The sequence below is a fragment of the Streptomyces sp. Ru72 genome (assembly GCF_002920635.1).
Lineage (GTDB): Bacteria > Actinomycetota > Actinomycetes > Streptomycetales > Streptomycetaceae > Streptomyces.
In genome coordinates, this window is the sequence record NZ_PQSR01000109.1 from 1 (window position 1) to 26,734 (window position 26,734).

Below are 26,734 nucleotides of genomic sequence, written 5' to 3' on the forward strand. Positions count from 1 at the left end.
ACATGGCGAACAGCACTGTGGCGGCGATGAAGAGCGGCGTGTAGCAGATGGCCAGCAACAGCCGCAGACCCAGTGCACTACGCGCTGTGACCGGCTCGGTACCGGTTCGCTCGTGGCGGCGGCCGATGAAGCCCGAGCGTGATCGCGGCACGGGCTTGCGCGTGTCAGGCGGCCCGTTCCCGCCTGCTGGCCGGCTTCGCTTTTCGTGCGCCACGATGCCTCCCGTTCGCATGAGTGCTGAGGCCGCCCGGTGCACATGCTGCGGCCGAGGCAGGACCTGGGCGCGCGATGTGGCCGACGGCAACCATGTGGCCGTCCGACAGGAACCGCGCAAAGAAGGTGCTCTCACCAGGCTCGGCAGCCGTCTTCCGAGTCCGTGACAATGACGGTGCACATCCCCGCTGTCGCTGTTCCAGCAGCGGGTCCAGGGGCGCGTGGCCCCATAGGCTCGTCGGTTCGGACGCGTCACCTCATTCCACGCTACCCACCGGGCGGGCCCCGGTCGCGCCACGGCGCGGCGAGGCGCGGACAGGGCGGCCGGCGGGCCGGCCATGTCGACGACGCCGTGAACCGGGACGGCGTCCGCCGGCGAGCGGCCGCGCCGGCTCACCGCCAGGACAACAGCGCTGGACAGCTGTTCGGCCAGGCCCGGACAGGCGGTGCCACAGGCCGGACCCCAGGTGTCGGCCTGAGGCCGCCCATGGGAACGCGCAGTCGCGGAGTTCTCCGTAGACGTCGTGCTGTACCTGTTCGGCGGCGGCGTTTCCCCACCGTACGGGTGCGGAGCGGCGGTAGCCCTCCAGTTCCTCGTCGATCACTACTCGGGTGGCTCGGGATTGCCGTGTTCGCCCAGCCAGCGGGCGAGTTTTCCACGGCGGCCGATGGCACGCAGCCGCCGCTCCGTGGCTTCCCGGCTCTCGGCGGTGGTGATCAGGAGGAGTTCGTCGCCTGCCCTGAGCACGGTGTCGGGTTGCGGGACGAGGGTGGTGTCGCCGCGAACGATGAGGGTGACCGCGGTGGGGCGCGGTAGCCGCAGCTCCGACACGGCAACGCCCTGCAGGCGTGAGCCTGGCGGGATGGCGACGGTGAGCAGGTCGGCGTCGAGGACGTCCAGCGGCGCTGTCTCGACCTGGACATCGCGCAGCGCGTCCGCTCGGGTCAGGCCGAGCAGGCGGGCGACCCGAGGCAGGGTGGGCCCTTGGATCAGGGTGAACAGGACCACGAGAAGGAAGACGATGCCGAGCAGGCCATCGGCACCGCTGACGCCGGCGACGACAGGGTAGGTGGCCAGGACGATCGGGACTGCTCCCCGCAGTCCGGCCCAGGAGATGAAGCCTTGCTCGCGCCAGGAGAGGGGGAAGGGCAGCAGGCACAACAGGACGGATACGGGCCGGGCGGCGAGCAGCAGTACTAGTCCCGCCACCGCGGCGGGCAGCACTGCGGCGGGCAGTTCACTGGGATCGACCAACAAGCCGAGCATGACGAACAGGCCGATCTGGGCGAGCCAGCCGGCGCCTTCGGCGAAGGATCGGGTAGCGGCGCGGTGGGGGAGCTTCGCATTGCCCAGCACCAGCCCGGACAGGTAGGCGGCGATGATGCCGCTGGCGTGCACGACTCCGGCAGCGGCGAAAGCGATGACGCCGAATGCGACGGTGGCCAGTGGATACAGGCCGGTGGCGGGCAGGGCGATGCGCTTGAGTGCGGCCACCCCGAGCCACCCCAGGGCCGCCCCCAGCAGCCCTCCGACGACGAATTGGTATACGACGTTGACGGCGATGTAAGCAAGGCTGGGTGGCAGGTCGGCGGCGGTGGTGGAGAACACCGTCACCAGGATGATCGCCGGTGCGTCATTGAAGCCGGATTCGGCTTCCACCAGACTGGTGAGCCTCTGAGGCAGTGGAAGCGACCGCAGCACCGCGAAGGTCGCGGCCGCGTCGGTGGAGGAGACGATCGCCCCCAGCAGGAGCGCCAGGTGCCAGTCCAACCCCAGTAGCCAGTGCACCCCGCCCGCGGTGACCAGCACCGAGACCACCACGCCCACGGTGGCCAGGACCCCCGCGGGTGCCACGAGCCGTCGGACCTGCGCCCACTGAGTGGTCAGACCGCCCTCGACAAGGATGACGGCGAGCGCCGCGTTGCCCAGCACCTGCGCCAGCTGGGCGTCGTCGAAGTGCACACCGATGACGTCCTCACCGATGATCACGCCGAGCGCAAGGAACAGCAGCAGACTGGGAAGACCGAGGCGGTGCGCGGCACGGGCGGCGGCGATGCCGGCGAGCAGCACCGTACCAGCGACCAACAGTGCCAGGTACAGCTCGGGCAGCGTCACCTGACGGTCCCCGCACCGGGCATCGACGAATGGGCCTTCCCGTCACAGGGACCGGAGGCGGGGGGACTGGGACCTGGCCCGCAAGGGGTCGAAGAAGTTGGCGGTGATCCCGGCCAGGACCAGGCCGGTGGCGATGAGCAGGCCGTGTGGCAGCGCAATGCCAAGGGCCAGAGCCGTGGCAGCGAGCGCCAGCGTGGCCCAGGCGGACCCGCGGTGGTGCCTACGGTGCGCACCGGCCAGGCGGTGGTGGGACAACGCACGCGTGAGGTGGGGATCTCCGCGCTGCAGGTGCTCAGTGATGCTCCGCAGCGAGTCCTCATTGAACCGGGCCATGGCTCCTCCCTGGGGCCGCGACCGATGTCCGTATCGGACGACCGGTCGACGTGAACTGCCGCGCAGGCCACCTGCTCCTCCTCATCCGGCAACCAGCCGATGCGCTCATGGATACAAGGGCGGTCCACCAGGCCGCCGCCGACATGCCGAGCCGGGACTGTGGCCGGCGCGTGATTCCTACCAATCGCCTCGCCGGCATGCCGGGAGAAGGGGGCGTCGTGATGACCGGTGGTGCCTCTTGCTCTTCCAGCCTGTCGTGAGCGCACACCTGCCGGCCATCGGGTGCCGCACCCATTTCCCGTGGTCCCCAAGGTGTACTGCGGCATGGGCCAGGGCCGGGACGTGCCGGTGCCGCGGACGCGGAGCACGGGCAGCTGCTCGCCGATATGGTGGCGGGCACCCGCCTCGGCCTGGTGGTGGATGACGGCCGTGGTCTTGGGGTCCGTGGTCAGATACGGGATCTGCTCGGGATCGGTCCACGCAGCATGATCGCCTCGGTGGGAGGGCGACAACGTGGGGTCGCCCTCCCAGGTTCCGACGTACACCAGAATCCGGCTGGTGGGCCGGTCGTCGGCGTCGGTGCTCGCGGTGACCGCGAGCGGGGCCAGGCTGGGGATGCGCAGTGCCTGCCTCTTCCGGCAGTTCGCGGGCGATCGCCTCATCGGCACTCTCGCCGGGTTCGGGATGGCCGCCGGGCATGCACAACTGCCCTGCGTTGCAGATGTTCTTGTCGGCGTCCCGCAGGTGCAGTAGGTAGCGGCCATCGGCGCGGATGAGAAGCGCTATGACCGTCATGGGCGCAGCCGTTGCGGTCAACGAATCCTCCGTACGACGGGCGGTGGGCAGGGGCGCTGCGCCCCGAAGCGGGGCGCGGCAGCGGGCTGGTCAGCGGTCGTGGGAGAGGGCCAGGAGTTCGGCGAACAGGCCGCCTGAGGCGGCGAGTTCCTCGTACGTTCCCTGCTCGCAGATCCGGCCGTGCTCCATCACGACGATCCGGTCGGCGACCTGGGTGTTCTCCAGGCGGTGGGTGACCACGATGGTGATGCGGTCGGCGGCGATGGCCTTGATCTGCTCGAAGATCTGGTGCTCGCCACGCGGGTCCATCTGGGACGTGGGCTCGTCGAGGATCAGCAGCCCGGGCCGGCGGTACAAGGCCCTGGCGCAGGCGATGCGCTGCCACTGGCCGCCGGAGAGCTCCGATCCGCCGAAGATCTCGCGGGACAGCAGAGTGTCCAGGCCCGCGGGGAGGTCCTCGACGGCTTCGCGCAGGCCGACCGCGTCGACGGCCTCCCACACCGGGGTGTCGTCGTGGGTGCGGGGCTGGCCGAGGGTGACGTTCTCGCGGACCCGCAGCGGCCACTGGGCGAAGATCTGCGGCACCAGACCGGTGCGACGCCAGACGGTCTCGGGGTCGACTTCGGCGAGGTCGGTGCCGTTCCACGTGACCTTGCCCTTGTCGGGCAGGTAGATCCCGGTGAGCAGCCGGGTGAGCGTGGACTTCCCCGAGCCGTTGGCTCCGACGATCGCGAGGATCTGGCCGCGCTCCAGGGTGAGGGAGACGCCGTCCACGGCGGGCTTGTCCTTGCCCGGGTACTGGTAGACGACCTCGTCGAGCCGGATCTCCTCGACCGGCGCGGTGAGCTCGCGGGGACCGCGCTTGGGGGCGCGGGCGGCGGCGTCGTCGAGGAAGGCTTGCATGTCGCTCAGGTACAGGCTGGTGTGGAAGACCGCGGCGCCGTTGATGACGACCTGGGAGAGGGCGGCGAGCGTGGTCTGGACGGCGATGACAGCCGTGGCGGCGACCGCGAGTGCGATCCGGCCGGTCACGGCCAGCCACGCGAGGGCTGCCCAGGTCGCGACGAGGAAGACACCGCCGGCCAGCGAGGAGAGCAGGGCGATCCTCAGGGTCCTCGGCGCGGCGGCCAGGGTGCGCCGGTCGCATCGGTCGGACAGGGCCCGGTACCAGTAGACGAGGTAGTCGGTCATCGAGTTGGCGCGGACCTCGTCGCCGTATTTCGGCGTGGTCGCCCACCAGCGCATCATGCCGCGCACGTTGCGGTCGGCGACGTTGGCGTAGTGGATCTCGTAGTCGACCCGGGCGGTCAGGACGGCGCCGACACCGGCCGGCAGCACTGCGAGCAGCAGCAATGGCAGCATCAGCGGGTTCAGCACCGACAGCACGCCGCCGGCGGTGACCATGCGGATCAGCGCGGACAGGAAGCGCTGGGCGTCGGTGACCATCACGAGAGTGCGGATCACCCCCATCTCGGCCGCCTCGTGGCGGTCCGAGAACCCCTCCTCCGCGTATGCCGCGGCCTCGACCCGGCACACCGCCTCGACCAGCGCAGTGTCCGTCTCCGTGGTGAGCCGCGGGGTGATCCGTCGCTCGGCGTACGTGGCCACCGCCCCCGCAGTGCGGCCCATCGCCACGGCGAACGCCACCACCAGCAGCGCCGGCAGGGCCCCGCGCAGGCGGTCGGCGGCGGAGCCGTCCCCGAGGACGGGCTCCATGGCGCGGGCGGTTGCGGCCAGCAGCACGGCGGCACAGACGCCCGTGACCACCTGGCAGCCGAGAAGGAGCTGCACCGCTCGCCGGTCGGTCCGCCACGACAGCCGGGCGATCCGACCCAGGACGGCCGGGATCTGCGCGCACATCCGCCGGAAGGAGACCTCGGCGAGCGGGTTGACGGAGTACTGCCCGCTGTAGGTGATGTCCGCAGGCGGTGGCGGAGGCGGCGCCGTGGTCTGCTGCTCTTGCGTATCGGCCGAAGTCAACTGGTCCCCCTTGGCGGTCGTCCGGCGTGGTCGTGAGGCTCAACGACCAGGCCGGGATATCGAACACATGTGTTTCGGTCGCTCTCGAAATCCCGAGATTGAGCGCGTGGCGGAGCGTGGGCGATGCATCCACCCGCCCCCGGCAACAGGTGCGCGAGGCATGCGGCTTGGCCGAAACGCCGAGGTTCCGTCCCGGTAGCTCACGGAAGGCTCCGAAGCGCACCCTCGGCCTTGTCCACGGCTTCGGCGAGGGCCTGCATGCACGTGGCGGCCGCGCGAGCACGCCCCAGTGGACCGTGGCTTAGGAAGCCAGGGCCCCGCGGAGCGGAGCAGATGTATAAGAGCCCCGAACAAAATGGGAGTCCGATCAGCTCACGGCGTCTGGTGCGTGCGATCGCAAGGCGCCGGAAAGTCCTCGTAGCGGAGCTACTAGGGGCCTTCCGGCAACGCGGCGTGGGGGTACCCCCTGCTCGAAGAGCTTGGAGAGTGCGTGCCAGGCGCGTGAGCCGGGCGCCCATTTTGTTCGGGGCTCTCAGGGCCCCGGTGCGGCAGTGGGCCGCGATCAGGCAGCAGGCGGGCTCGTCACTCGACGACCTCGAACTCTGGTGGCGAGAAAAGTCGGCCATTGACCTGGACGCGAGTGAGTGGGTGCCGGGCTGGATCACATTGCTGTCTGAAAGGCGACGCGTTCATTCAGCCATGCCCGGCATCGCCCGGCTTCACAACCTCGCCCTCATGGGGATGACTCCCGCCCATACGAGACCAGGGAGGTCCAGGGGAGGCGGCTCCCCGCCTCCCCTGCTCGGAGAATGCTCAGTCGAGACAGAATTCGTTGCCCTCGATGTCCAGCATGGGGATGCACGACTCGTTTTCCCCATCGGCATACAGCGTTTGCACATGGGTGGCGCCGAGCGCGACCAGTCGTGCGCACTCGGCTTCGAGCGCGGCGAGGCGCTCGTCCCCCACGAGCCCGGTGCCGACCCGGACGTCGAGATGCACCCGATTCTTGACGACCTTGCCTTCGGGAACGCGCTGGAAGTACAGGCGCGGTCCCACGCCTGAGGGATCACTGCAGGCGAACCATGAACCCTGCTTCTCAGGAGGCAGGGTGCGGTTGAAATCGTCCCAGGTGGCGAACCCCTCCGGTGGCGGCGGTATGACGTACCCCAACACCTCGCACCAGAAACGAGCGACGCGCTCAGGTTCTGCGCAGTCGAAGGTGACTTGGAACTGCTTGATCGATGACATCGGCGCACCATAGCAATAGCCGGGGGCGGACTCTGTCTGCTGCGGACTCGCCAGAGCAGGAGCCGTCCGGACCCGTTCAGCCGACGTCGGGGCTGTGCTCCGCCGCGGCGTCGTAAGCGGCGCGGGCCTCGGCGATGGCGGAGCGATGCCGCTCGGCCCAGCCCACCAGCGCGGTCAGTGAGACGTGGAGCTCCCGGGCCATGGGCGTGAGGCTGTACTCGACCTTGGGCGGCACGGTCGGATACACCGTGCGAACGAGCAGCCCGTCCCGCTCCAGCCTGCGCAGATTAAGGGTGAGCATCCGTCGGCTGATGCCATCGATGGAGCGTTCCAGCTCGGTGAAACGGACCGGGCCGTGCGCGGCGGCGATCAGGATCCCGATGCTCCACTTGCCCGCCACACGGTCGAGCACCTCGGTGACCGGGCAGGCTTCGTCCCTCACGGCGTCAGTAACACGGGTGTGACTGGCCGCCGAGGGGTGCCTCACCGTCGAGATCGGCTGGCAAGGATCCTGGGACCGCTTCGACGAGGCCGCCGAGGCTCTCCGCGGGCGCCGTGTCTCTGGAAAAGCGGTGCTGGCGGTCGCATGAACTGCGTGCCCCGCTGCCTTCTTCGCAGGAAGGTCTGGCCGGACGATCACGCGCGGAGCCGGATGACCAGGGCTGCTGTGGTGACAGCGCCAAGGAGGATGCAGCCGCGTTTGCCGTAGCGAGTGGCCACGCCCCCGGACGCCTTGAGCCTGTTGATCATCCGTTCAAGTAGCAAGCCAGACCGATGACTTGGAGGTATCGCCGATGGCCTCCGTCACCACGCCTGCGACCCGCCCGGCTGCCACTCCCCATGACCGCCTTGCGCGAGGCCGATTTGCCGATTGCGGCATGCCGTCCGTCTCCTGGAAGCACCCGAACTCTCGGTCGAACGGGTGGCCGCCGCCTCCCGTTTCGGCAGCCGGTTCCCCTTCGACCGTCTCTTCCGTCGGTGCTGTGGAACACCGCCGGGCGCCTACCGAGCAGCACAACGGGTGGTTCGGGGCTCTTAATTCCGGGTGGGGACGGGCCGACGGGGAGGAATTCGCGGTCGACGCTCCGCAGTTGACTGACATTTCGTCAACAGCGCGAATCCGAAGCCGAAATGGCAAGTTGAGGGAGTCTCTTGTTCGGGCTCGGCGACCTGTGCAAGGGTGTTCCCCGTCAGCGCGCGGACCATTGCTTTCACCGCGACGCACGCAGGCGCCGTCGATCCCCGCCCCGCTCCACGAGAGCTTTCAGGGCGGAGTTCGGCCTGCCGGACAACCCTCCCAAGGACACCACCGCGTGCTGTCGGCCGGGTCGTGCCTCCATTGGTATGTACTAAGAATCCCGCGTGGCTTTTGGAGGAACGTGGACGTGAAAGGTGGGGGCCTGCACCATTCCCCCGACCCCGTTCCGTCGTACGGCGTCACTGACGAACAGCTCGCCGCCGAACTGAAGAAGTCCGCCGGGAAGCGGCCCGTGCACCATCCGGTGGCCGAACTGCTCGACCGCCACTGGGAAGCCGCCTTCTCCTACGCCCGCCTGTGCGCCGACGGTGCGCATCCCGCGGGAATGCTCACCACCGCCGCATTCACCCGGCTCTTCGAGGAATCCGCGCGCCAGGGCGGACCCACGGCGGCCTGGCGGCCCCAACTGCTGGTCGCCGTACGACGCCTGGCGGCCGAATGGGACAACGACCACCGGCGCGAGCTGTTGCACCCCGTCCTCCGCTCGGATTCCGCCCTGGGCGAGCGCGTGGCGGCACGGCTGCTGCCGCCCCGGAACCGGCGCCTGGTCTCCCGCGCCTTTCCGAGACTCGCCGAGCAGGCCCGCTGTCTGCTGTGGCACGTCGAGGTCGAGCGTGAGCAGATCGCCGTTCCCGCCGCCCTGTCGGGGATCGACGCGGTCGACGCCGAAGTGCGGCTCGAGCGGGCGCGCGAGCAACTGCGCGAGGCATGCCTGGACGTCCACCGTGAGTCCGCGCCCGACGAGGAGTGCCGCCGCTACGTCCGTCTGCTGGACGTCTCGCTGCGCCGGGAGAACCCCGTCCTCGACCCCGACCTGCGCCTGCACATGGACGGCTGCGCACACTGCCACGACGCCGCCGAGCAGTTGGAGGGCTTCCGCGCACGGCTTCCGCTCCTCCTCGCCGAGGGTGTGCTCGGCTGGGGAGCACAGGCGTACCTCGACGGAGCGGCCGCGCGCAGCCGGGCGGCCGAACCGGTCCCCGCAGCGCCAGTGGGCGGAGAGCCGCTGGTCGATCCGGCCGACGTGGGCGGGCGGTTCGCCCCCGAGCCGCCGGCCGATCCGGTCGACGCCTACCGGCGGCCCGCCCCCGCGCCCGAGCCGTTTGCCGACGCCGAGTACCGGACCGCCACGGGCGCGCCCGGCAGCGAGCCCGGCCGTGCCACCCGTGCCGCCTCCACGGGGCCCGGCCCCCGCTCCGCCGCCGCGCACAAGGCCCCCCGTCGCTGCCCGCAGCGCCGGCAGCTCGTCCTCGCCGTGGCGGCGGTGAGTGCGCTCATCCTGCTGCCGCTGGCGGTGTGGTCCGTCGCCCACATGGGCGGGGGTGCCCCGGCCGGCACCGCCACGCCGTCGGATGAGCCGAGCCCCGGGGCACGGGCGAGCGCCTCGGGAACGCCCTCGTGGGTCGGCGCCGCCGCCGAGGTGCCCAGCGGCGCCTTCCGCGGCAGGCTGCGCAACCAGGACAGCGGGCTGTGCATCGCCCTGGACCGCGAGCAGGCGGTGGTCGGGGCCGAGGCCATACTCGTCTCGTGCGCCAAGTCCGCGACCCAGCAGTGGGCGTACGAGACGGACGGACTGCTGCGCAGTGTCGCCGCACCCGGACTGTGTCTCGACTCCCACCTCGGCTACTCGGTGCGGCTGGCCCCGTGCGCGGAACAGTCCCGGACCGAGTCGAAGAACCTACGCTACGACTTCACCGTGCAGGGCGCGATCGTCCCGCGCTGGAACCAGGACCTGGCCCTGACCCCGGCCTCCCCGGCCACCGGTGCGGGGCTCGTGGTCAAGCCGCGCACGGAGGACGGCACCCAGCGCTGGCTCACCGACACGCCGAACTCGCCGCGGATGCAGTCGGTCAACTGGGGTACCGGCGCCGAGACGGCCACCCCGGCGTCCCCGAGCGCCGCACCCTCACGTACGCCCACCCCCACGACTCACAGTGCCGAGAAGCCGTCTCCCACGCCCACCGTCGCCACTCCGGGGACGGATCGGCCCTCCTCCCACGGTCGGGGAACGTGCTCCTCCCCGTACTGCGGTCCGAACGGCCGGGACGGATACGGCGGTTGGGGCGGGTACGGCGAATCCGGGGGCTGGGGACCCTACGGCGGTGGGGGCGGTCGGCGCTGACCGGCGGGCGGCCGTGCCTCACTCCTGGAGGAGGTTCAGCTCGGCCCAGATCGTCTTGCCGTCGGCGGTGTGGCGGCTGCCCCATCGCTGGGTGAGCTGGGCCACCAGGAGCAGTCCGCGGCCACCCTCGTCGTAGATCCTCGCCCGACGCAGGTGCGGGGCGGTGTGGCTGGTGTCGGAGACCTCACAGATGAGTGTCGCGTCGTCATGGATCAGCCGCAGGCGGATCGGGCGCTCGCCGTACCGTATGGCGTTGGTGACCAGCTCACTGACCACCAGTTCGGCCGTGAACACGGCATCCCCGTGTCCCCAGGTCTCCACCTGCCCGGCGACCTGCTTGCGGACCGCCGCGACGAGCGCCGGATCCGCGGGGATGTCCCAGGTCGCCACCTGGGAGGCCGGCATCGAGCGGGTGCGGGCGAGGAGCAGGGCCACGTCGTCGCAGGCCCCGCCCGGGGGAAGCAGCGCGTGCAGGACACGGTCGCAGGCCTCGTCCAGGGATCCGGGGACGGACGCCGGGTCGGCGGTCGGCGGTCCGGCCAGGGCCGCGCACAGCAGCTCGCGGCTGGTGTCCACGTCGCGGACCCGGCTCTCGATCAGGCCGTCGGTGTACAGGCCGAGGACGGTGCCCTCGGGCAGCTCGATCTCGGCCGACTCGAAGGGCAGCCCGCCCAGGCCCAGGGGCGGCCCGGCCGGCAGTCGGACCGGCCGGGGCGAGCGGCCCGGCACCATCATCACGGGCGCCGGATGGCCGGCGCGGGCGAGCGTGCACCGCCGCGAGACCGGGTCGTACACCGCGTACAGGCAGGTGGCGCCGACCTCCCCGGTGACGCCGTCCTGACCGGCCTCCCCGGAGAGGCGGACGACGAGGTCGTCGAGGTGGGTGAGCAGTTCGTCCGGTGCCAGGTCGATGTCGGCGAGCGTCCGCACGGCCGTGCGCAGCCGCCCCATCGTCGCGGAGGCCTGGACGCCGTGGCCCACGACGTCACCGACGACCATGGCGACCCTCATCCCCGACAGCGGGATCACGTCGAACCAGTCGCCGCCCACCCCGGCGCGCGCCGCTGGCAGATAGCGGGAGGCGGCCTCCACCGCTGCGGTGCGCGGCAGGGTGCGGGGCAGCAGGCTGCGCTGGAGGGCCAGCGCGGTCCTGCGCTCGCGGGAGAACCGGCGGGCGTTGTCGACGCACACGGCGGCCCGGGCCGTGACCTCCTCGGCGAGCAGCACGTCGTCGGCCGTGAAAGGAGCGGGACGCCGGAACCGGGAGAACACGGCCACCCCGAGGGTTCCGCCGCGGGCCTGGATCGGCACCGCCATCGTGGAGTGGATGCCGTGGTCCCGCACCCGTGCGGCGCGCACCGGGTCCCAGGCGAGCCACCGGCCGAGCTCGGTGCCCGTCGCCACGATCGTCCGGCCGGCCACCAGGGCGTCGGCCTGCGGTGAGGGGCTGGGGTAGAGGTCGACACGGCCGGGTTCGACGACCGCCTCGGGGCAGCCGGGGGTCACCGACCGGTGGGCGGCCCGGCACAGCGCGACCGGCGCGGTGAGCGAGGCCGGATAGCCCTCCACGCCGTCGGTGGGCGGATCCAGCAGGTCGACGCTGACGAAGTCGGCGAGCGCCGGCACGCACACCTCGGCGAGCTCCTGCGCGGTGCGGGTGACGTCGAGGGTGGTGCCGATGCGGACGCTCGCCTCGTTGACGAGCTGCAGTCTCTCCCGTGCCAGGTACTGCTCGGTGAAGTCGTGGGCGGCCACGCACACGCCCCGCACCCGCCCCTCGGCGTCCGTGATCGGGGACATCCGGGCCAGCCACGCGTGCATGCTGCCGTCGCCGCCGATCGGGACGTAGCTGTGGACGTCGTTGCCCCGACCGGTGGTGAGCACCCGGTACATGTGCTGTTCGATGTCCTCGCTCTGCGGCCGACCGCCGATCTCGGGCAGTCTCAGGCCCCTCAGACGCTCCTCGGGCAGACCGATCACCTCGGCCATGGGGCCGTTGATCCGGCGCAGGCGCAGCCGGTCGTCGTAGATCGCGACGGCGCAGGGCGACTGGGTCAGGTCGGCCCGCGCCAGCGAATCGTCCACAGGGGGCGGTCCGCCGCCCGTGAGCGGGGTGACCACCAGCCAGCCGCCGTGGTCGCCGTCCTGCGGGCGCCGGTGATGGAACAGCAGCCAGACGGAGACGGTCCGGCCGTCGCGGTGCCGCAGGGCGAGGGTGCCGCTCCAACGGGGGTCCCGGGGGAGGACGATCTTCGCTCCGGCGGCCAGCAGTTCGGCCGCGGGCCGGCCCACGACGTCGGCCGGGGCATAGCCGAGCAGCCTGCGCGCGCCCTCGTTCCACTCGACCAGGACGCCCGAGTCGTCGATGAGCGCCCGCGCCGTGTCGGCGTCGTCGAACGGATAGCCGGAGCTCATCGTCGCCACTCCATCGCGCACACGAGCGTCACTGGTGTTCCAGCGTAGTGCCAACCGCGGTCCGTGAACCCGCGGGCCCCATCGGAAGAAGGGAGCGGGTCCCGCTGGAGGTGGCGGGTGGGGCGGAAGGAATCTGCCGCACCCTTGACGGGCGTGTGTGCCGCACCGTCAGAATCTGTTTGTTCACGATCAGTTGTGAGTACTTCTGGGTCCTGATGAGGGAGAGCCGCCCATGACGGTCACACGCAGATCGGTCCTGATCGCCGGCACGGCAGCCCCGGCCGCCGGCGCACTCCTCGGCGCCGGGAGCGCCCCGGTGGCGGCAGCCGCCCGCGCTCCGGGGCGCCGGACGGTGGCCCTCCGCGACGGCTGGCGGTTCGCGCTGGTCAATCCCGGTGGCATCACGGACCCGACGGGCGCGTACGGCGAAGCCGCCGCGCCGGGGTACGACGACTCGGGCTGGCGCGAGGTCGCGGTGCCCCATGACTGGAGCATCGAGCAGACCCCCACCACCGAGCACGGCACCACCAGCGGCACCGGCTTCTTCCCCGGGGGTCTCGGCTGGTACCGCATCGCCTTCACCCTGCCGTCGACGCTCGCCGGCAAGCGGATATCGGTGGAGTTCGACGGCGTCTACATGGACTCGTACGTCTACTGCAACGGCACCGAGGTCGGCCGCCACCCCTATGGCTACACCGGTTTCGCCTTCGACCTCACCGAGCTGCTGCGCACCGACGGCACCACCGAGAACGTCCTCGCGGTCAAGGTCCAGAACCAGCTCCCGAGCAGCCGCTGGTACTCGGGCAGCGGCATCTACCGCGAGGCTCGGCTGGTGATCACCGAGCCGGTGCATGTGGCGCGCTGGGGCACCCACGTCACCACGCCGGACATCACCGAGGCCCGCGCCGTCGTCCGGGCGCGCACCTCGGTGGTGAACGAGTCGGGGGCCACGGCGGACGTGGAGATCCGCTCGCCGGTCACGGACCCGGACGGCCGGACCGTCGCCCGGACGTCCTCCACGGTCACCGTCGCCGGCACCACGACCGAGACCCATGAACTCACCGTCCCCAGGCCCCGATTGTGGGACTTCGCGACCCCGCACCACCGCTACACCCTGCACACCGAACTACGGCTGGGCGGCGAGACCGTCGACACCTACGACACCACCTTCGGCATCCGTTCCTTCCGCTTCGACCCGGACGAGGGGTTCTCCCTCAACGGCACCCACGCCAAGATCAAGGGTGTCGACCTGCACCACGACCAGGGCGCGCTCGGGGCGGCGATCAGCATCGACGCCGTACGCCGGCAGATGACCATCATGAAGTCGATGGGCGTCAATGCCTTCCGCACCTCCCACAACCCGCCCTCACCGCAGATGATCCAGGTCTGCGAGGAGCTGGGCATCGTGATGATGGTGGAGGCGTTCGACTGCTGGCACACCGGCAAGACCACGTACGACTACCACCGCTTCTTCGACGACTGGTGCGAGAAGGACGCCACCGAGATGGTGCTCGCGGCCCGCAACTCGCCGGCCGTGGTCCTGTGGTCCATCGGCAACGAGATCCCCGACTCCACCTCCACCGCCGGGCTCGCCATGGCGGACCGGATCATAGGCGCGATCAAGGCCGCCGACGACACCCGCCCGCTCGTCATCGGCTCGGACAAATACCGCAGCGTCCCGAAGAAGGGCTCGGCGGCCGACCTCATGCTCGCCAAGCTCGACGGGCTCGGCCTGAACTACAACACCGCCAAGTCGGTGGACGCCCTGCACGCCGCCTATCCGCACCTGTTCCTCTTCGAGTCCGAGTCGTCGTCCGAGACCTCGACGCGCGGCACCTACCAGGAGCCCGAGCACCTCAACACCGGCGAGAACCACACACCCGGCAGGCGTGCCACCTCCTCGTACGACAACAACCTCGCCTCCTGGACCATGAGCGGGGAGTACGGGCACAAGAAGGACCGCGACCGGAAGTGGTTCTCCGGGCAGTTCCTGTGGTCGGGCATCGACTACATCGGGGAGCCCACGCCGTACGACGTCTTCCCGGTGAAGGCGTCCTTCTTCGGCGCCGTCGACACGGCCGGCTTCCCCAAGGACATGTACCACCTGTTCAGGAGCCAGTGGACCACCGAGCCCATGGTCCATCTGGTGCCCATGACCTGGAACCACGAGAAGGGGGACACGGTCGAGGTCTGGGCGTACGCCAACGTCGACACCGTCGAGCTGTTCCTGAACGGCAGGTCGCTCGGCACAAGGAGGTTCGACACCAAGAGGACGACGGACGGGCGTCCCTATCTGGAGACCACCGAGGCGACCGGCGACGACAAGACGTTCACCTCGGGCCCCTACCCCGGCAGCTACACGAGCCCGAACGGCAGCGCGGGCAAGCTCCACCTCACCTGGAAGGTGCCCTTCGAGCCGGGCGAGTTGAAGGCGGTCGCGCTACGGGACGGCAAGGTGGTCGCGACCGACGTCCTGCGCACGGCCGGGACCGCGCACGCCGTGCGCCTCACACCGGACCGTACGTCCCTGGCCGCCGACGGCCGCTCCCTCCTCTTCGTGACCGCCGAAGTCGTCGACGCCCACGGTGTGGTGGTGCCCGACGCCGAGGACCTGATCACCTTCGACGTGAAGGGCGGCTCCCTCGCCGGGCTGGACAACGGCCGGGAGGAGAGCGCCGAGCGTTACCAGGCCACCACCCGGACCGCCTTCCACGGGAAGGCGCTCGCCATCGTCCGCTCGGGCACCAGGGCAGGGGCCCTGAAGGTGACGGCCCGGGCGGACGGGCTGCGCACCGCCACCGCGACCGTCCGGACCACTCCCGCGCGGTCCACCGCGCTCACACCGGCGCCGGTGCTCAAGCCCGACCTTCCGGCAGCCCTCACCTACCCCCACGCCGACGCCGGTTACTCCGGCCGCCCGGACACCCTGCCCGCGGCCATGCTCGACGGCGACCCGGCCACCGGGTGGTCCAACGCCTTCTACAAGTCGGCCACCGCCCTGCTGCCCGCCTTCAACGGTGCCCGGGCGAAGGACTGGGTGTCGGTGGACTTCGGGCGCCGACGGACCATGGACCGCGTCGAGGTCTCCTTCACCGTCGACGCGACCCACGCGCCGCCCGCCTCGATAGAGGTCTCCGTCTGGGACGGCGAGCGGTACGTGCCCGTGACCGGCGCCGCCGTCGACCGGGCCACCGCCTCCGACACCCCGACCGTGATCACCTTCGACGCGGTCCGGGGCTCCCGCCTGCGCCTGACGATGACCAGCTCACGCCCGGGCGCCGCCGACGGCGCTCTCCGCATCAGCCGGCTGGAGGTCCCGGTCGGCTGAGCAGGGGCCTTGGAGGTGCCGGCGGCTGTGCCGCACCGCCGCCGGTACCGCGGACACCCCGTGCTGACCTGGGGGTATTTACGAGTAAGTACCCTCGCTGTACCGTTACGGCATGCCAGCCCTCAACGTGGAGTTCACTGATCGGGAGCTAGAGGACCTGCGGCAGATCGCCAAGGAGCGCGGTACGTCGATGAAGGCCCTGGTGCGTGAGGCCGCCGCAGCCGACATCGCGCGGCACCGGGCCCTTCAGGAGGGCGCCGAAGCCTTCCGCCGGTTCTTCGCCACGCACGCCGACGAGTTCGCGGCGGCCTTCCCCGACGACGAGCCGGCCGCGAAGGGCGAGGGGCAGGACGCCTGACCGATGACCTCCGTCATCCACATCGACGTGCCCTGGCTGCTCCAGCGCCACGAAGAGGTCCTGCCGGACCAGCCCGTCGTCAACGACTTCTCCGCGCTCGTCGCCGCGGTCGCCCGGCACCGCGTGGACCCGCCCCGCCTCGGTGTGGACTCCGACCCGGCCTGGCGCGCCGCCGCCCTGCTGCACACCCTCGCGCTGCTCAAGCCGCTGCCGTCGGCGAACGCCCGCTTCGCCTGCGCCACCGCGGTCGCGTACATGTTCGTCAGTGGCGTCGGCATCGACCCGCCCTACGGCGCCCTCGTCGACCTCACCCGTGACCTGATCTCCGGCAAGGCCGACGTCTACGACGCCGCGGACCGACTGCGCTCCTGGCAGATCTGAGGCTGCCCGCATCCCTGTCCCGCCCGCCTTCTGGGCCGCCGACCGAGGGCGGGAGATCAGGGTCGGCGGCCCGTTGCGCGCGGCAGTGCCGCCGTGCCGCGCGGGGCCGAAGAGAAGGCCGGCTCCAGTGGACTACGCGCCACAGCCGCGGCGGGAGCGTGCGCGCGGCGCCCGCGTGGGCGCGCGGTTCACACGGGGCACGCGGGACCGCCGAAAGCGGTTACACAATCAGGGAGTTGTCGCCAGGGGCTCCCACTGCCCTTTTCCTGGTGCCGATGTTGTTCAAGTGCCTTGTTGGCCATCGGTGACCTGTGCAAAGGTGACCTGTCTGCGCAGGGGCAATGGCCGGGGCGGCATCGCTGCTCGCTATTCCGGGCCGTCGGCGAGCTCAAAAGGCTCATACGCCGACGATCGCCGTGCAGCCGTCGCCCGTGACCTTTTCCCGGCGCGGCGCTGAAAAGGCCCGGCAACCGGGTCCTTCGGCGAGCAGAACTCCGTGTGCAGCCTTGTGCCTTGGAAGGAACCCGCTCAGTGCACACCCCCCACCCCCGCGTCCGCCCTATCCGCCCCGTCCCGGCGCGGCACCGGGCGAATCCGACGAGAACCTGGCCGCCCGGCTCCGGGGCCGGCCCGTGGGCGAGACCACCCTGCCCGTCGCGTTGCTGATGGCCAGACACTGGCAGGCTGCGTACGACTACGCGGTGATCTGCCTCGCCTCCTCCCGCAACGTCGCCGCGATGGCCACCGCCGCCGCCTTCCACCGGGTCCTCGGCGACCTCACCCGTTCCCGTTCCGTGGTGGCGTTGCGCCCGAGGCTTCTCGTGGCGGTGCGGGACACGGTCGCGGAATGGGCGGCGGAGGACCGGATATCCGGTGTTCTGCCGGAGGTGAGGAAACCCGCGGGGGGCCGCGGTATGCGCGCCGCGAAGTTCCCGACACCCGAAAACAGCGCCCTCGCCCAACACGCTTTCCGCGCTCTGTCACCGTTCGCCCAGGCTCTGCTGTGGCACACCGAGGTCGAAGCCGAACACATATCCGTCCCTGCCGTTCTGCTCGGCATGGACGCGGAGACCGCGGCCGCCGCATTGGAACAGGCGCGCGAAGAATTCCGGGCGGGTTGTGTACGCGCCCACCGGGAACTCGCGCCGAGCGCCGAATGCCGCTTCCACAACCGGCTGCTCGACATTCCCCTGCGTCGCGGCGGCGACCTGCTGCCCGAGGTGCACCAGCATGTCCTCCAGTGCCGCCACTGCCGTTCCGCCGCCGAACAGCTGCGCCGGTGCGAGGACGGCCTCGGCGCACTCCTGGCCGAGGCGGTCCTCGGCTGGGGCGCCCGGCGCTACCTCGACACCCGGCACGGCCGCACCCCACACCCCGCGCGCACCGGCTCCCGCGGCCGGCGCCCGGGCGGCGGCGGACGCCACCGGCTGCTCACCCGGCTCCCCGCGACGGGCCGCAGGATCACGGCGGGGGAGCGGAAGTCGAGGACGCTGCTGACCGGCGTCGGTTTCGCCACCGCCGCCGTCCTGCTGACCCTGCTGGTCACCGGAGTCTGGACCGACGACGGAAGCGGCGCCGACCCGGTCGCCTCCACGAGCGCGACCGGCGGCCCGAACTCCCCCTCGCCCCGCTCGGGCTCCCGAGCGCCGTCCGACACGGCCGGACTGCCCACGGCCCCGCAGGAGACCCGCCTGCACGCCGTCGACGCCGGCCTCTGCCTCGACATCCGCGGCACGGTCAGGGCCGGTGCGGGCACCCGGCTCGCGACCTGCTCGTCGGCTTGGACCCAGAAGTGGTCCTACGAGAGCGACGGCCTGCTGCGCAGTGTCGCCGACCCGGGCCTGTGCCTCGACTCCCACGCCACCGACGGGGCTGTCACGCTCGCCCCGTGCGTCGAGGCGGGCCAGGCGCACGCCGACGACGTCCGCTACGACCTCACCGTGGGAGGCGAGTTGCTCCCGCGCTGGGGCGCGGGCCTTGCCGTCACGCCCGCGAGCCCCGACCCGGACGCCGACATCGTCGTCAAGGACCGCGACGGTTCCGACACCCAGCGGTGGGCGACCGACGCCCGCTCGTACGCGCAGCCGACGGCCGTGGGCGGCCCCGTTCTCGATCCTGTCTGAGCCACCGTCCTGCTCCGAGCGAGTCACCGGCGAGCCGAGGGCCGCGTCCTCACGCCCGACTACCGTCCGTCCGGGAGGGTAGTCGGGGTGGGCGGATGACGCCGTGACCAGCGGTGGTCGCGGCAGACGGACAGAGAGGCGGCATGACGTGCGGACCGTCGGAGTGGAAGAGGAGCTCCTCCTGGTCGACCCGGAGACCGGTGAGCCCAAGTCGTTGTCGGCCGCGGTGCTCGCCCGCGCCGCGCAGGACGAGGCGGACGAGGGCCTGTTCGAGAAGGAGCTCTACGGTCAGATGCTGGAGTTCGCCACGCATCCGCAGACGGACATGGCGGAACTCGGCGCCGAGATCGTCCGCTGCCGCCGGGAGGCCGCCGAACACGCCGGGGGGATCGGCTGCGCCGTGGCCGCGCTGGCCACCTCCCCGCTGCCGGTGAGCCCGTCCATCAGCATGAACCGCCGCTACCAGTGGATGGCCGAGCAGTACGGCATCGCCACACGGGAACAGCTGGTCTGCGGCTGCCACGTGCACGTCTCGGTCGAGTCGGACGAGGAGGCCGTCGCGGTGGTCGACCGCGTGCGGCCCTGGCTCCCCGTACTGGTCGCCCTGAGCGCCAACTCCCCGTTCTGGCAGGGCAGTGACTCCGGCTACGACAGCTACCGCAGCCGGGTGTGGGGGCGCTGGCCCTCCGCGGGGCCGACCGAGCTGTTCGGGTCGCCCGAGCGGTACCACCGGCGGGTGGCCGACATGGTCGCCACGGGAGTCATCCTCGACGAGGCGATGGTCTACTTCGACGCGCGCCTGTCCGAGCGGTACCCGACGGTGGAGATCCGGGTCCCCGACGTCTGCCTGCACGCGGACACCGCGCAGTTGATCGCCACGCTCGCCCGCGGGCTGGTGGAGACCGCGGCGCGCGAGTGGCGGGAGGGCCGGGAGCCGGTGGACCACAGCGTGAGTCTGCTGCGGCTGGCCGCCTGGCAGGCGGCCCGGGCGGGCCTCGCGCGTGAGCTGCTGCACCCGAGGACGATGCACCGCATGCCGGCGGAGTCGGTGGTGCGGGACCTGCTCGACCACGTCGGTGACGCGCTGGCCGGCACCGATGACCTCGACCGTGCGGAGCAGGCCGTGACCGGGTTGCTGGAGCGGGGAAACGGCGCCCGGGTGCAGCGGGAACTCATTCAGCGGACCGGAAGTCTGCGCGACGTCGTGCTGGAGTGCGTGCGCCATACCCAGGGACGGGTGACGTCCTGACCCGAACGACGGTCGCATTCAGGGACGGATCACGTCCTGACCTGCACGACATCGCACGTTTCCGAAACTTTCGACATGCCCTCCGGATGGCTGCCCGGACTCTGCGGCGGATCCCGAGGCAGGTCAACGCGCTGCGCGCACACCACCGGCAGCCGGCCACTGCGAGCCCGGCGCGACCGTGGCGGCCGGCTCGCCGGGCGGCGAGATGCGGGGCCCGGTCGCGCCCGGCCGCCCTTCCGCGGAGCGCTCAGTGGTTCTTCGGGGGTGCGGTGCTCTGCCGCACGACCAGGTGGGTGGCGAGCTCGATGCGCAGGGCGGACTTGACGGGGTCGTGGGGACGCAGCAGCATCCGGGCCGCTTCCTCGGCCATCTGCCGCAGCGGTTGGTGGACCGTGGTCAGTGCCGGGCTCGACCACTGGGCGAGCGGGACGTCGTCGTAACCGACCACCGACAGGTCCTCCGGCACGCTCAGGCCCTTCACGCGCGCCGCCTCCAGTACGCCGAGCGCCTGCAGATCGCTGCCGGCGAAGACGGCGGTCGGCCGGTCCGGGCGCTCAAGCAGGTCCATCGCGTGTTCGAAGCCGCCCTGCACATGGAAGTCACCGAAGCGCACAAGGCCCGGGTCGACCTCCAGACCCGCCATCCCCATGGCCGAGCGGTAGCCGTCGAGCCGCGCGAGGGAGCACATCATGTCCTCTGGGCCGGTGATGATGGCGATGCGTTCGTGGTGCAGGTCGGTGAGGTGGCGGGTGGCTGCCAGGCCACCCGCCCAGTTGGCGGAGCCGACGGACGGCACGTCCGGGTCCGGGTCACCGGCGGGGTCGACGATGACGAACGGGATGGCCCGTGACCGCAGTTGCTTCTTCACCTTCTCGGGAAGGGCGGAGAAGACCAGGACCACGCCCAGCGGCCGGCGCCGCAGCACTCCCTCGATCCAGTCGGGCGCGGGCGCGTGACGCGTGCCGCTCTCGGTGAGCACCACGCTCGCCCTGTTCTCCTTGGCGACGTTCTCCACGCCGCGGATGAGCTCCATCGCCCATATGCTCTCCAGCTCGTGAAAGACCAGCTCGATGAGCGGGGCCTGGGGCGCGCCCTGAGCCCGGCGGCGGTAACCGTGGGTGTCGAGGAGCCGCTCGACCTTGGCGCGGGTCGCCTCGGCGACATCCGAACGGCCGTTGAGGACTTTCGAAACCGTCGACAGTGACACGCCGGCCTGCTTGGCCACTTCGGCCAGGGTCACCCGGCCGTCCAGCTCGTCGTCATCACGCATGTCCGAAGAATAGGGCACCCGCCGCCGGTAACGGTTTGGTCGCGCAGGTGCACGCCCGTTGACCCACTTCTATGCCTCCCCTACTGTCCCACGGGCAGCGACTTTCGGCGAAGGCGTCGAAACTTTCGAAAGGTAGACGATGAAGATACGCGCGCGGTTGCCCCGTCTGCTCGCCGGTGGCGTGACGCTCGGCCTGGCGCTGAGTCTCTCGGCCTGCGGGAGCGGGAGCGGCGGGGGATCGTCGAACGACGGGAAGATCCACGTCCTGGTCTACGGAGACGCCAGCAACAAGGTCGAGAAGCAGATCGTCGATACCTTCAACAAGACGTCCGACGTCAAGGCCGTGCTCGACACGATCCCCGGCGCCGACTACCAGCAGAAGCTGCAGACGATCATCAACACGCCGCAGGCTCCGGACATCTTCTTCAACTGGGGCGGCGGCAGCATCCAACCGTTCGTCAAGGCCGATCTGCTGATGCCGCTGGACGACTTCATCAAGGACGACCCGAAGCTGAAGTCCAACTTCCTGTCCAACGTGGTCGAGAGCACGGTCGTCGACGGCAAGACCTACGGCGTCCCGATGCGCGGTACGCAGCCGGTCCTGCTCTTCAACAACAAGAAGGTGCTGGCGGACGCCGGTGTGCAGCCGCCCAGGACATGGGACGACCTGCTCGGCGCGGTCAAGAAGCTCAAGGACAAGGGCATCACCCCGATCGCGCTCGGCGCCGGCGACCAGTGGCCGACGCTGATGTGGTTCGAGTACATCTACGACCGTGTCGCGGGCCCGGACCTCTTCCGAAAGGCCCTCAGCGGTGACAAGAGCGCCTGGGAGAGCGCGGACAGCAAGAAGGCTCTGTCCATGCTCAAGCAGCTCGTCGACGCCGGAGCGTTCGGCACCAAGTTCGACTCCGTCAAGTACACGACCGGCGCGTCGCCCGCTCTGGTGGCCCGGGGCAAGGCCGGCTTCGAGCTGATGGGTTCCTGGTACTACGCGCAGCAGCAGCAGGACGCCAAGGAGTTCGCCGTCAAGGGTCTGGGGTACTCCAGCTTCCCTGCCGTGCCGGGAGGCAAGGGTGACGCGGCGGACGTCGTCGGCAACACCAACAACTTCTACTCGGTGCTGAAGAAGACGAAGTACCCGAAGGCCGCCGAGCAGTTTCTGAAGCTCATGTACTCGGACGAGTTCGTCAAGGCGCAGCTGGCCATCGGCAACCTTCCGACCACGACCAACACCGGGCAGTTCATCGACAGCGCGTCCGCCAGCCCCGACTACGCGCACTACCAGTACGACATGGTGAAGAAGGCCCCGTCGTTCCAGCTGTCCTGGGACCAGGCCTACCCGCCGTCCGCCGGCACGCCCATGCACCAAGCCGTCCAGCAGTTCCTCGACGGCCAGATCGACGCCGACGGCTTCATCAAGGCCATGCAGGCCCTCCCCACCGAGTAATCCCTGTCATGACCACAGAAATGACGAGCGCTCCCACCGTCGCCGGGCCGCGGAAGGCGATCCGGCGGCGACCGGAAGACTCCTACAACTCCCGTGTGGGGCGCCCGAGCTTCGCCTGGGCGCTCCCCGCCACCGTGTTCTTCGTCATCTTCGCCATCGTCCCGCTGATCATGGTGGCGGTGCTGTCCTTCACGAGCTGGAGTGGCCTCGGCTCACCTCGGTTCGTCGGCCTGGACAACTGGCACCGGGTCCTCGACGACCCGGTGATGACCAAGAGCATCTGGCTGACCCTGCTGGTCACCGTGCTCGGTGTGGCCATCCAGACGCCGCTGAGCATCCTGCTCGGCGTCTGGGCCGCAGGGCACCAGCGCAACCGTGCCGTGCTGTCGGTGATCTACTTCATTCCGCTGCTCTTGTCCTCCACCGCCGTGTCGGTGGTGTGGCGGTCGCTGCTCGACCCGAACTTCGGCATCCCGGCACAGGCCACGTGGCTGTTCGGCGACGGCAACCTGTTCGGCAAACAGGCCTCCGCGATCGGCGTGCTGGCCTTCGTGAGCACCTGGCAGTACACACCGTTCCACACCTTGATCTACCAGGGCGCCGCCCGTGCGATCCCCCAAGTGCTGTACCAGGCGGCGGAGATCGACGGAGCAGGGCGTTACCGCCAGTTCTTCCACATCACTCTGCCGCAGCTGCGCAACTCGATGATCACATCGATGATCCTGATGATCGTCGGTGGGCTCACCACGTTCGAGACGGTCCTCATCCTGACCCAGGGCGGACCAGGAACCGACACCACGATCAGTGCCTACTACATGTACCAGAAGGCGTTCAAGAGCTTCGACTTCGGCGCCGGTTCCGCCATCGCCCTGGTCCTGGTCGTCGCGGCGACGATCATCTCTCTGGTCGTCGTCCGTGTGTCCGGCTACGACAAGATGCGCAGCGACATGGAGGGTGTGTCATGAGGCGGCGCCCCAACCTCCTGGCGGGCTTCGGCTCGCTGATCTGGCTCTTCCTGGTCGGTCTGCCGCTGTACGTGATGGTCGTGGCGACGGTGCAGCCCCAGTCCGACTACTCGCAGAACGGTCCGCTGTCCTTCCCGCGCAGCTTCACCCTCGACAACTACACCAGCGCCTTCAGTTCGGGTTTCGGCCGGTACTTCCTCAACACACTGATCGTCACCGTGTGCGTGGTCGGCCTGGTGCTGCTGCTCGTTCCGCCGCTCGCCTACGCGATCGTGCGCAGCCGCAGCAGGGTCACCTCGCAGGTCTTCCGGCTCTTCCTGCTCGGACTCGCCATTCCCGCGCAGGCCGTGATCGTCCCGATGTTCTACCTGATCAGCAAGGCCGGTCTCTACGACAACCTGGTGGGGGTCATCCTGCCGACCGCCGCGTTCTGCCTGCCCATGTCGGCGCTGATCCTCAGCGGCGCCATGCGCGACATCTCCTCGGAGCTGTTCGAGGCCATGGCCATGGACGGTGCCACGCCCCTGCGGATGTTCTTCCAACTGGTGGTGCCGCTCTCCAGGGGCGGGATGTCCACGATCGTGGTCTTCTCCGCGCTCCAGGCGTGGAACGGCTTCCTCTTCCCCCTGGTCCTGACCCAGTCCGACTCCACCAAGCTGGTCACGCTGGGTCTGTACAACTTCCAAACCGAACACGGCATCAACGTCCCCGGGCTGCTGGCAGCCGTCGTGCTGTCCATGGTGCCCGTCCTGCTCGTCTACCTGTTCGCCCGTCGTGCCCTGATCCAGGGCCTCATGGGCGTCGGAGGAAAGTGACCGCCAACGTGGCAGTTGAGACCACCCCCGAAACGCCTGTCTGGAACGATCCCGCCAAGGACATCGACACCCGAGTGTCCGCCCTGATCGACGCCATGACCCTCGAGGAGAAGATCGCCCAGCTCTACGGCGTCTGGGTCGGCGCGTCCGACGAGGGCGGCGAAGTGGCCCCCCACCAGCACGACATGGAGGAGCCCGTCGACCTCGACACCCTCCTGCCGGCCGGCCTGGGCCAGCTGACCCGCCCGTTCGGCACCGCCCCCGTCGACCCGGCGCTCGGCGCGCTCTCCCTGCTGCGCACGCAGGCGCGCGTAGCATCCGCGAACCGCTTCGGCATCCCGGCCATCGCCCACGAGGAATGCCTGGCCGGCTTCGCGACGTGGAAGGCCACCGCCTATCCCGTCCCGCTGTCCTGGGGCGCCACCTTCGACCCGGACCTGATCCGGCGCATGGCCGCCGCCATTGGCCGGGACATGCGGTCCGTCGGCGTGCACCAGGGCCTCGCGCCCGTGCTCGACGTGGTCCGCGACTCCCGCTGGGGCCGCGTGGAGGAGACCATCGGCGAGGACCCGTACCTCGTCGGCACCGTCGCCACCGCCTATGTGCGGGGACTTCAGTCCGCCGGCGTCATCGCCACGCTCAAGCACTTCGTCGGCTATTCGGCCTCGCGCGCCGGACGCAACCTCGCCCCGGTGGAGATGGGCACCCGCGAATGCGCCGATGTCCTGCTGCCGCCGTTCGAGATGGCGGTGCGCGAGGGCGGTGCGCGGTCCGTCATGAGCGCCTACAACGACACCGACGGTGTTCCGGCCGCGGCCGACGAGGACCTGCTGACCGGACTGCTCCGCGACACCTGGGGCTTCGACGGCACGGTCGTGGCCGACTACTTCGGCATCGCCTTCCTGCGGACCCTGCACGGGATCGCGGGCGACTGGGCGGGCGCCGCCGGTGCCGCGCTCCACGCGGGTGTCGACGTGGAACTGCCCACCGTCAAGACGTTCGGCGCACCCCTCGTCGAGGCCGTCACCTCCGGGCGGGTCCCGGAGTCCCTCATCGACCGCGCCCTGCGCCGGGTGCTCGCCGAGAAGGCCCGCATCGGTCTGCTCGACGCGGGCTGGAGCCCGGTGCCACCCGCGCTCGCCGACGCCGACCTCGACGACCCGGAGGCGCTGCGCGGCACGGTCGATCTCGACACGCCGCACAACCGTGATCTCGCCCGGGAGGTGGCCGAGCGGGCGGTGGTGCTGCTCACCAACGACGGCACGCTGCCGCTCGACCGGCCGCGCCGCATCGCACTCGTCGGCCCCAACGCCGAGGAGCCGACGGCCGTACTGGGTTGCTACTCCTTCCCCCTCCACGTCGGCGTCCACCATCCGCAGACACCGGTGGGGATCGACCTGCCCACCCTGCGCGAGGCCGTGGAACGCGAGTTCCCCGACGCGGAGGTCACCGTGGCGCGCGGAACCGGAATCGACGACGGTGACATCTCCGGCATCGCCGAGGCCGTGCGCGCGGCGCGTGAGGCGGATGTCGTCGTCGCGGTGCTGGGCGACCGCGCCGGGCTCTTCGGCCGCGGCACCAGCGGCGAGGGCTGCGACGCCGACTCGCTCGCGCTGCCCGGAGCCCAGCAGCAACTGCTCGACGGGCTCCTGGAGTCGGGCACGCCGGTGGTGACGGTGCTGCTCGCCGGACGGCCGTACGCGCTCGGCCGCGCCGTGGAGGAGGCCGCCGCGATCGTGCAGTCCTTCTTCCCGGGCGCCGAGGGGACCACCGCGGTCGCGGGAGTGCTGAGCGGCTGGACCAACCCCTCCGGACGGCTGCCCGTCAGCGTGCCACGCGGTCCGGGAGCCCAGCCCGCCACCTATCTCGGCGCGCGCCTGGCCCAAGCCAGCGAGGTGTCCAACATCGATCCGACCCCGGCCTTCGGCTTCGGGCACGGCCTGTCGTACACGGCCTTCTCCTGGAGCGACCTCACCGTCGAAGAGGAGCGGACAGGCACAGACGGCGAGTTCTCCCTGGCCTTCACCGTACGCAACGTGGGGGAGCGGCACGGCACCGAGGTCGTACAGCTGTACCTGCACGACCCGGTGGCCTCGGTCGTGCAGCCGGTGCAGCGTCTCGTCGGTTACACCCGGGTGCCGCTGGCTCCCGGTGAGGCACGGCGGGTGTGCGTGACGGTGCCGGCCGATCTGGCCTCGTTCACCGGCCGAGACGGGCGGCGCGTGGTCGAACCGGGTGAACTTCAGCTGCGTCTGGCCGCGTCCAGCACCGATCCGCGTCTGACGGCGACGGTCACCCTGACCGGCCCCGAGCGGTAC

General features: G+C 70.6%; 19 protein-coding genes and 1 pseudogene. 11 read left to right on the forward strand and 9 right to left on the reverse strand.

Features of this window, described 5'->3' with window-relative positions:
- The 7 genes from C3488_RS41160 to C3488_RS33125 all read right to left on the reverse strand — a co-directional run.
- Positions 1 to 214, reverse strand: a 214-nt coding sequence (locus tag C3488_RS41160) for a DUF6343 family protein (RefSeq protein WP_258053812.1), incomplete at its 3' end; no start/stop codon positions are given.
- A 603-nt stretch (positions 215 to 817) separates the two neighbouring features.
- Positions 818 to 2,329 carry a potassium/proton antiporter gene (locus C3488_RS33100; RefSeq protein ID WP_103844585.1) on the reverse strand — a complete coding sequence of 504 codons (1,512 nt, stop codon included), beginning with the start codon at positions 2,327 to 2,329 and terminating at the stop codon, positions 818 to 820.
- 42 nt (positions 2,330 to 2,371) lie between these two features.
- On the reverse strand, positions 2,372 to 2,662 hold the full coding sequence (locus C3488_RS33105; protein WP_103844586.1) for a DUF3040 domain-containing protein: 291 nt from the start codon (positions 2,660 to 2,662) through the stop codon (positions 2,372 to 2,374).
- Between the two features lie 177 nt (positions 2,663 to 2,839).
- Positions 2,840 to 3,457 (reverse strand): NUDIX domain-containing protein, encoded by a 618-nt coding sequence (locus C3488_RS42785; protein ID WP_103844587.1) that lies wholly within the window; start codon positions 3,455 to 3,457, stop codon positions 2,840 to 2,842.
- Between the two features lie 90 nt (positions 3,458 to 3,547).
- Positions 3,548 to 5,437 (reverse strand): ABC transporter ATP-binding protein, encoded by a 1,890-nt coding sequence (locus tag C3488_RS33115; RefSeq protein ID WP_181139296.1) that lies wholly within the window; start codon positions 5,435 to 5,437, stop codon positions 3,548 to 3,550.
- Between the two features lie 813 nt (positions 5,438 to 6,250).
- On the reverse strand, positions 6,251 to 6,685 hold the full coding sequence (locus C3488_RS33120; protein ID WP_103844588.1) for a VOC family protein: 435 nt from the start codon (positions 6,683 to 6,685) through the stop codon (positions 6,251 to 6,253).
- Between the two features lie 76 nt (positions 6,686 to 6,761).
- Positions 6,762 to 7,127 carry a helix-turn-helix domain-containing protein gene (locus C3488_RS33125; protein WP_258053813.1) on the reverse strand — a complete coding sequence of 122 codons (366 nt, stop codon included), beginning with the start codon at positions 7,125 to 7,127 and terminating at the stop codon, positions 6,762 to 6,764.
- Between the two features lie 426 nt (positions 7,128 to 7,553).
- Here C3488_RS33125 and C3488_RS33135 point away from each other — a divergent pair.
- Together C3488_RS33135 and C3488_RS33140 are read left to right on the forward strand one after the other, a co-directional pair.
- A pseudogene (locus tag C3488_RS33135) lies at positions 7,554 to 7,724 on the forward strand (helix-turn-helix domain-containing protein); the annotation flags it as partial.
- A 346-nt stretch (positions 7,725 to 8,070) separates the two neighbouring features.
- On the forward strand, positions 8,071 to 10,065 hold the full coding sequence (locus tag C3488_RS33140) for a ricin-type beta-trefoil lectin domain protein (protein WP_103844589.1): 1,995 nt from the start codon (positions 8,071 to 8,073) through the stop codon (positions 10,063 to 10,065).
- Positions 10,066 to 10,083: 18 nt separating this feature from the next.
- Here the strand turns inward: C3488_RS33140 and C3488_RS33145 are convergent, their stop codons facing one another.
- Entirely contained in the window at positions 10,084 to 12,480 is a 2,397-nt protein-coding gene (locus C3488_RS33145) for a SpoIIE family protein phosphatase (RefSeq protein ID WP_103844590.1), read from the reverse strand.
- Between the two features lie 232 nt (positions 12,481 to 12,712).
- Here C3488_RS33145 and C3488_RS33150 point away from each other — a divergent pair, with 232 nt between their 5' ends.
- From C3488_RS33150 to C3488_RS33170, 5 genes are all read left to right on the forward strand, one after another.
- Positions 12,713 to 15,808, forward strand: coding sequence for a glycoside hydrolase family 2 TIM barrel-domain containing protein (locus C3488_RS33150; RefSeq protein ID WP_103844591.1), 3,096 nt, complete (start codon positions 12,713 to 12,715; stop codon positions 15,806 to 15,808).
- Between the two features lie 112 nt (positions 15,809 to 15,920).
- Entirely contained in the window at positions 15,921 to 16,166 is a 246-nt protein-coding gene (locus tag C3488_RS33155; RefSeq protein WP_103844592.1) for a hypothetical protein, read from the forward strand.
- A gap of 3 nt (positions 16,167 to 16,169) precedes the next feature.
- Positions 16,170 to 16,547, forward strand: coding sequence for a toxin Doc (locus C3488_RS33160; protein WP_103844593.1), 378 nt, complete (start codon positions 16,170 to 16,172; stop codon positions 16,545 to 16,547).
- A gap of 632 nt (positions 16,548 to 17,179) precedes the next feature.
- A complete protein-coding gene (locus C3488_RS33165) occupies positions 17,180 to 18,670 on the forward strand; it encodes an RICIN domain-containing protein (protein ID WP_258053814.1) in 1,491 nt (496 codons plus the stop codon).
- Positions 18,671 to 18,818: 148 nt separating this feature from the next.
- On the forward strand, positions 18,819 to 19,919 hold the full coding sequence (locus C3488_RS33170; protein WP_103844595.1) for a glutamate--cysteine ligase: 1,101 nt from the start codon (positions 18,819 to 18,821) through the stop codon (positions 19,917 to 19,919).
- 247 nt (positions 19,920 to 20,166) lie between these two features.
- Here the strand turns inward: C3488_RS33170 and C3488_RS33175 are convergent, their stop codons facing one another.
- The gene (locus tag C3488_RS33175; protein WP_374955474.1) at positions 20,167 to 21,207 is read right to left on the reverse strand and encodes a LacI family DNA-binding transcriptional regulator; all 1,041 of its coding nucleotides are present in this window, start codon (positions 21,205 to 21,207) and stop codon (positions 20,167 to 20,169) included.
- 121 nt (positions 21,208 to 21,328) lie between these two features.
- Here C3488_RS33175 and C3488_RS33180 point away from each other — a divergent pair, with 121 nt between their 5' ends.
- The 4 genes from C3488_RS33180 to C3488_RS33195 all read left to right on the forward strand — a co-directional run.
- Positions 21,329 to 22,636 (forward strand): ABC transporter substrate-binding protein, encoded by a 1,308-nt coding sequence (locus tag C3488_RS33180; protein WP_103844597.1) that lies wholly within the window; start codon positions 21,329 to 21,331, stop codon positions 22,634 to 22,636.
- A gap of 8 nt (positions 22,637 to 22,644) precedes the next feature.
- Positions 22,645 to 23,601 (forward strand): carbohydrate ABC transporter permease, encoded by a 957-nt coding sequence (locus C3488_RS33185; protein ID WP_103844598.1) that lies wholly within the window; start codon positions 22,645 to 22,647, stop codon positions 23,599 to 23,601.
- Complete coding sequence (locus C3488_RS33190) at positions 23,598 to 24,416, forward strand: carbohydrate ABC transporter permease (protein ID WP_103844599.1); 819 nt, start codon at positions 23,598 to 23,600, stop codon at positions 24,414 to 24,416. The genes C3488_RS33185 and C3488_RS33190 overlap by 4 nt, the downstream gene beginning before the upstream one ends.
- Positions 24,413 to 26,734 (forward strand): beta-glucosidase (locus C3488_RS33195; protein WP_103844600.1); only part of this gene is annotated, 2,322 nt, incomplete at its 3' end. The genes C3488_RS33190 and C3488_RS33195, both read left to right, overlap by 4 nt.

Excerpts from the sequence above, each read along its gene's own strand:
- C3488_RS33105 (WP_103844586.1), bottom strand. The coding sequence starts at position 2,662 with ATGGCCCGGTTCAATGAGGACTCGCTGCGGAGCATCACTGAGCACCTG.
- C3488_RS42785 (WP_103844587.1), bottom strand. The coding sequence starts at position 3,457 with ATGACGGTCATAGCGCTTCTCATCCGCGCCGATGGCCGCTACCTACTG.
- C3488_RS33120 (WP_103844588.1), bottom strand. The coding sequence starts at position 6,685 with ATGTCATCGATCAAGCAGTTCCAAGTCACCTTCGACTGCGCAGAACCT.
- C3488_RS33145 (WP_103844590.1), bottom strand. The coding sequence starts at position 12,480 with ATGAGCTCCGGCTATCCGTTCGACGACGCCGACACGGCGCGGGCGCTC.
- C3488_RS33150 (WP_103844591.1), top strand. The coding sequence starts at position 12,713 with ATGACGGTCACACGCAGATCGGTCCTGATCGCCGGCACGGCAGCCCCG.
- C3488_RS33155 (WP_103844592.1), top strand. The coding sequence starts at position 15,921 with ATGCCAGCCCTCAACGTGGAGTTCACTGATCGGGAGCTAGAGGACCTG.
- C3488_RS33160 (WP_103844593.1), top strand. The coding sequence starts at position 16,170 with ATGACCTCCGTCATCCACATCGACGTGCCCTGGCTGCTCCAGCGCCAC.
- C3488_RS33180 (WP_103844597.1), top strand. The coding sequence starts at position 21,329 with ATGAAGATACGCGCGCGGTTGCCCCGTCTGCTCGCCGGTGGCGTGACG.
- C3488_RS33185 (WP_103844598.1), top strand. The coding sequence starts at position 22,645 with ATGACCACAGAAATGACGAGCGCTCCCACCGTCGCCGGGCCGCGGAAG.
- C3488_RS33190 (WP_103844599.1), top strand. The coding sequence starts at position 23,598 with ATGAGGCGGCGCCCCAACCTCCTGGCGGGCTTCGGCTCGCTGATCTGG.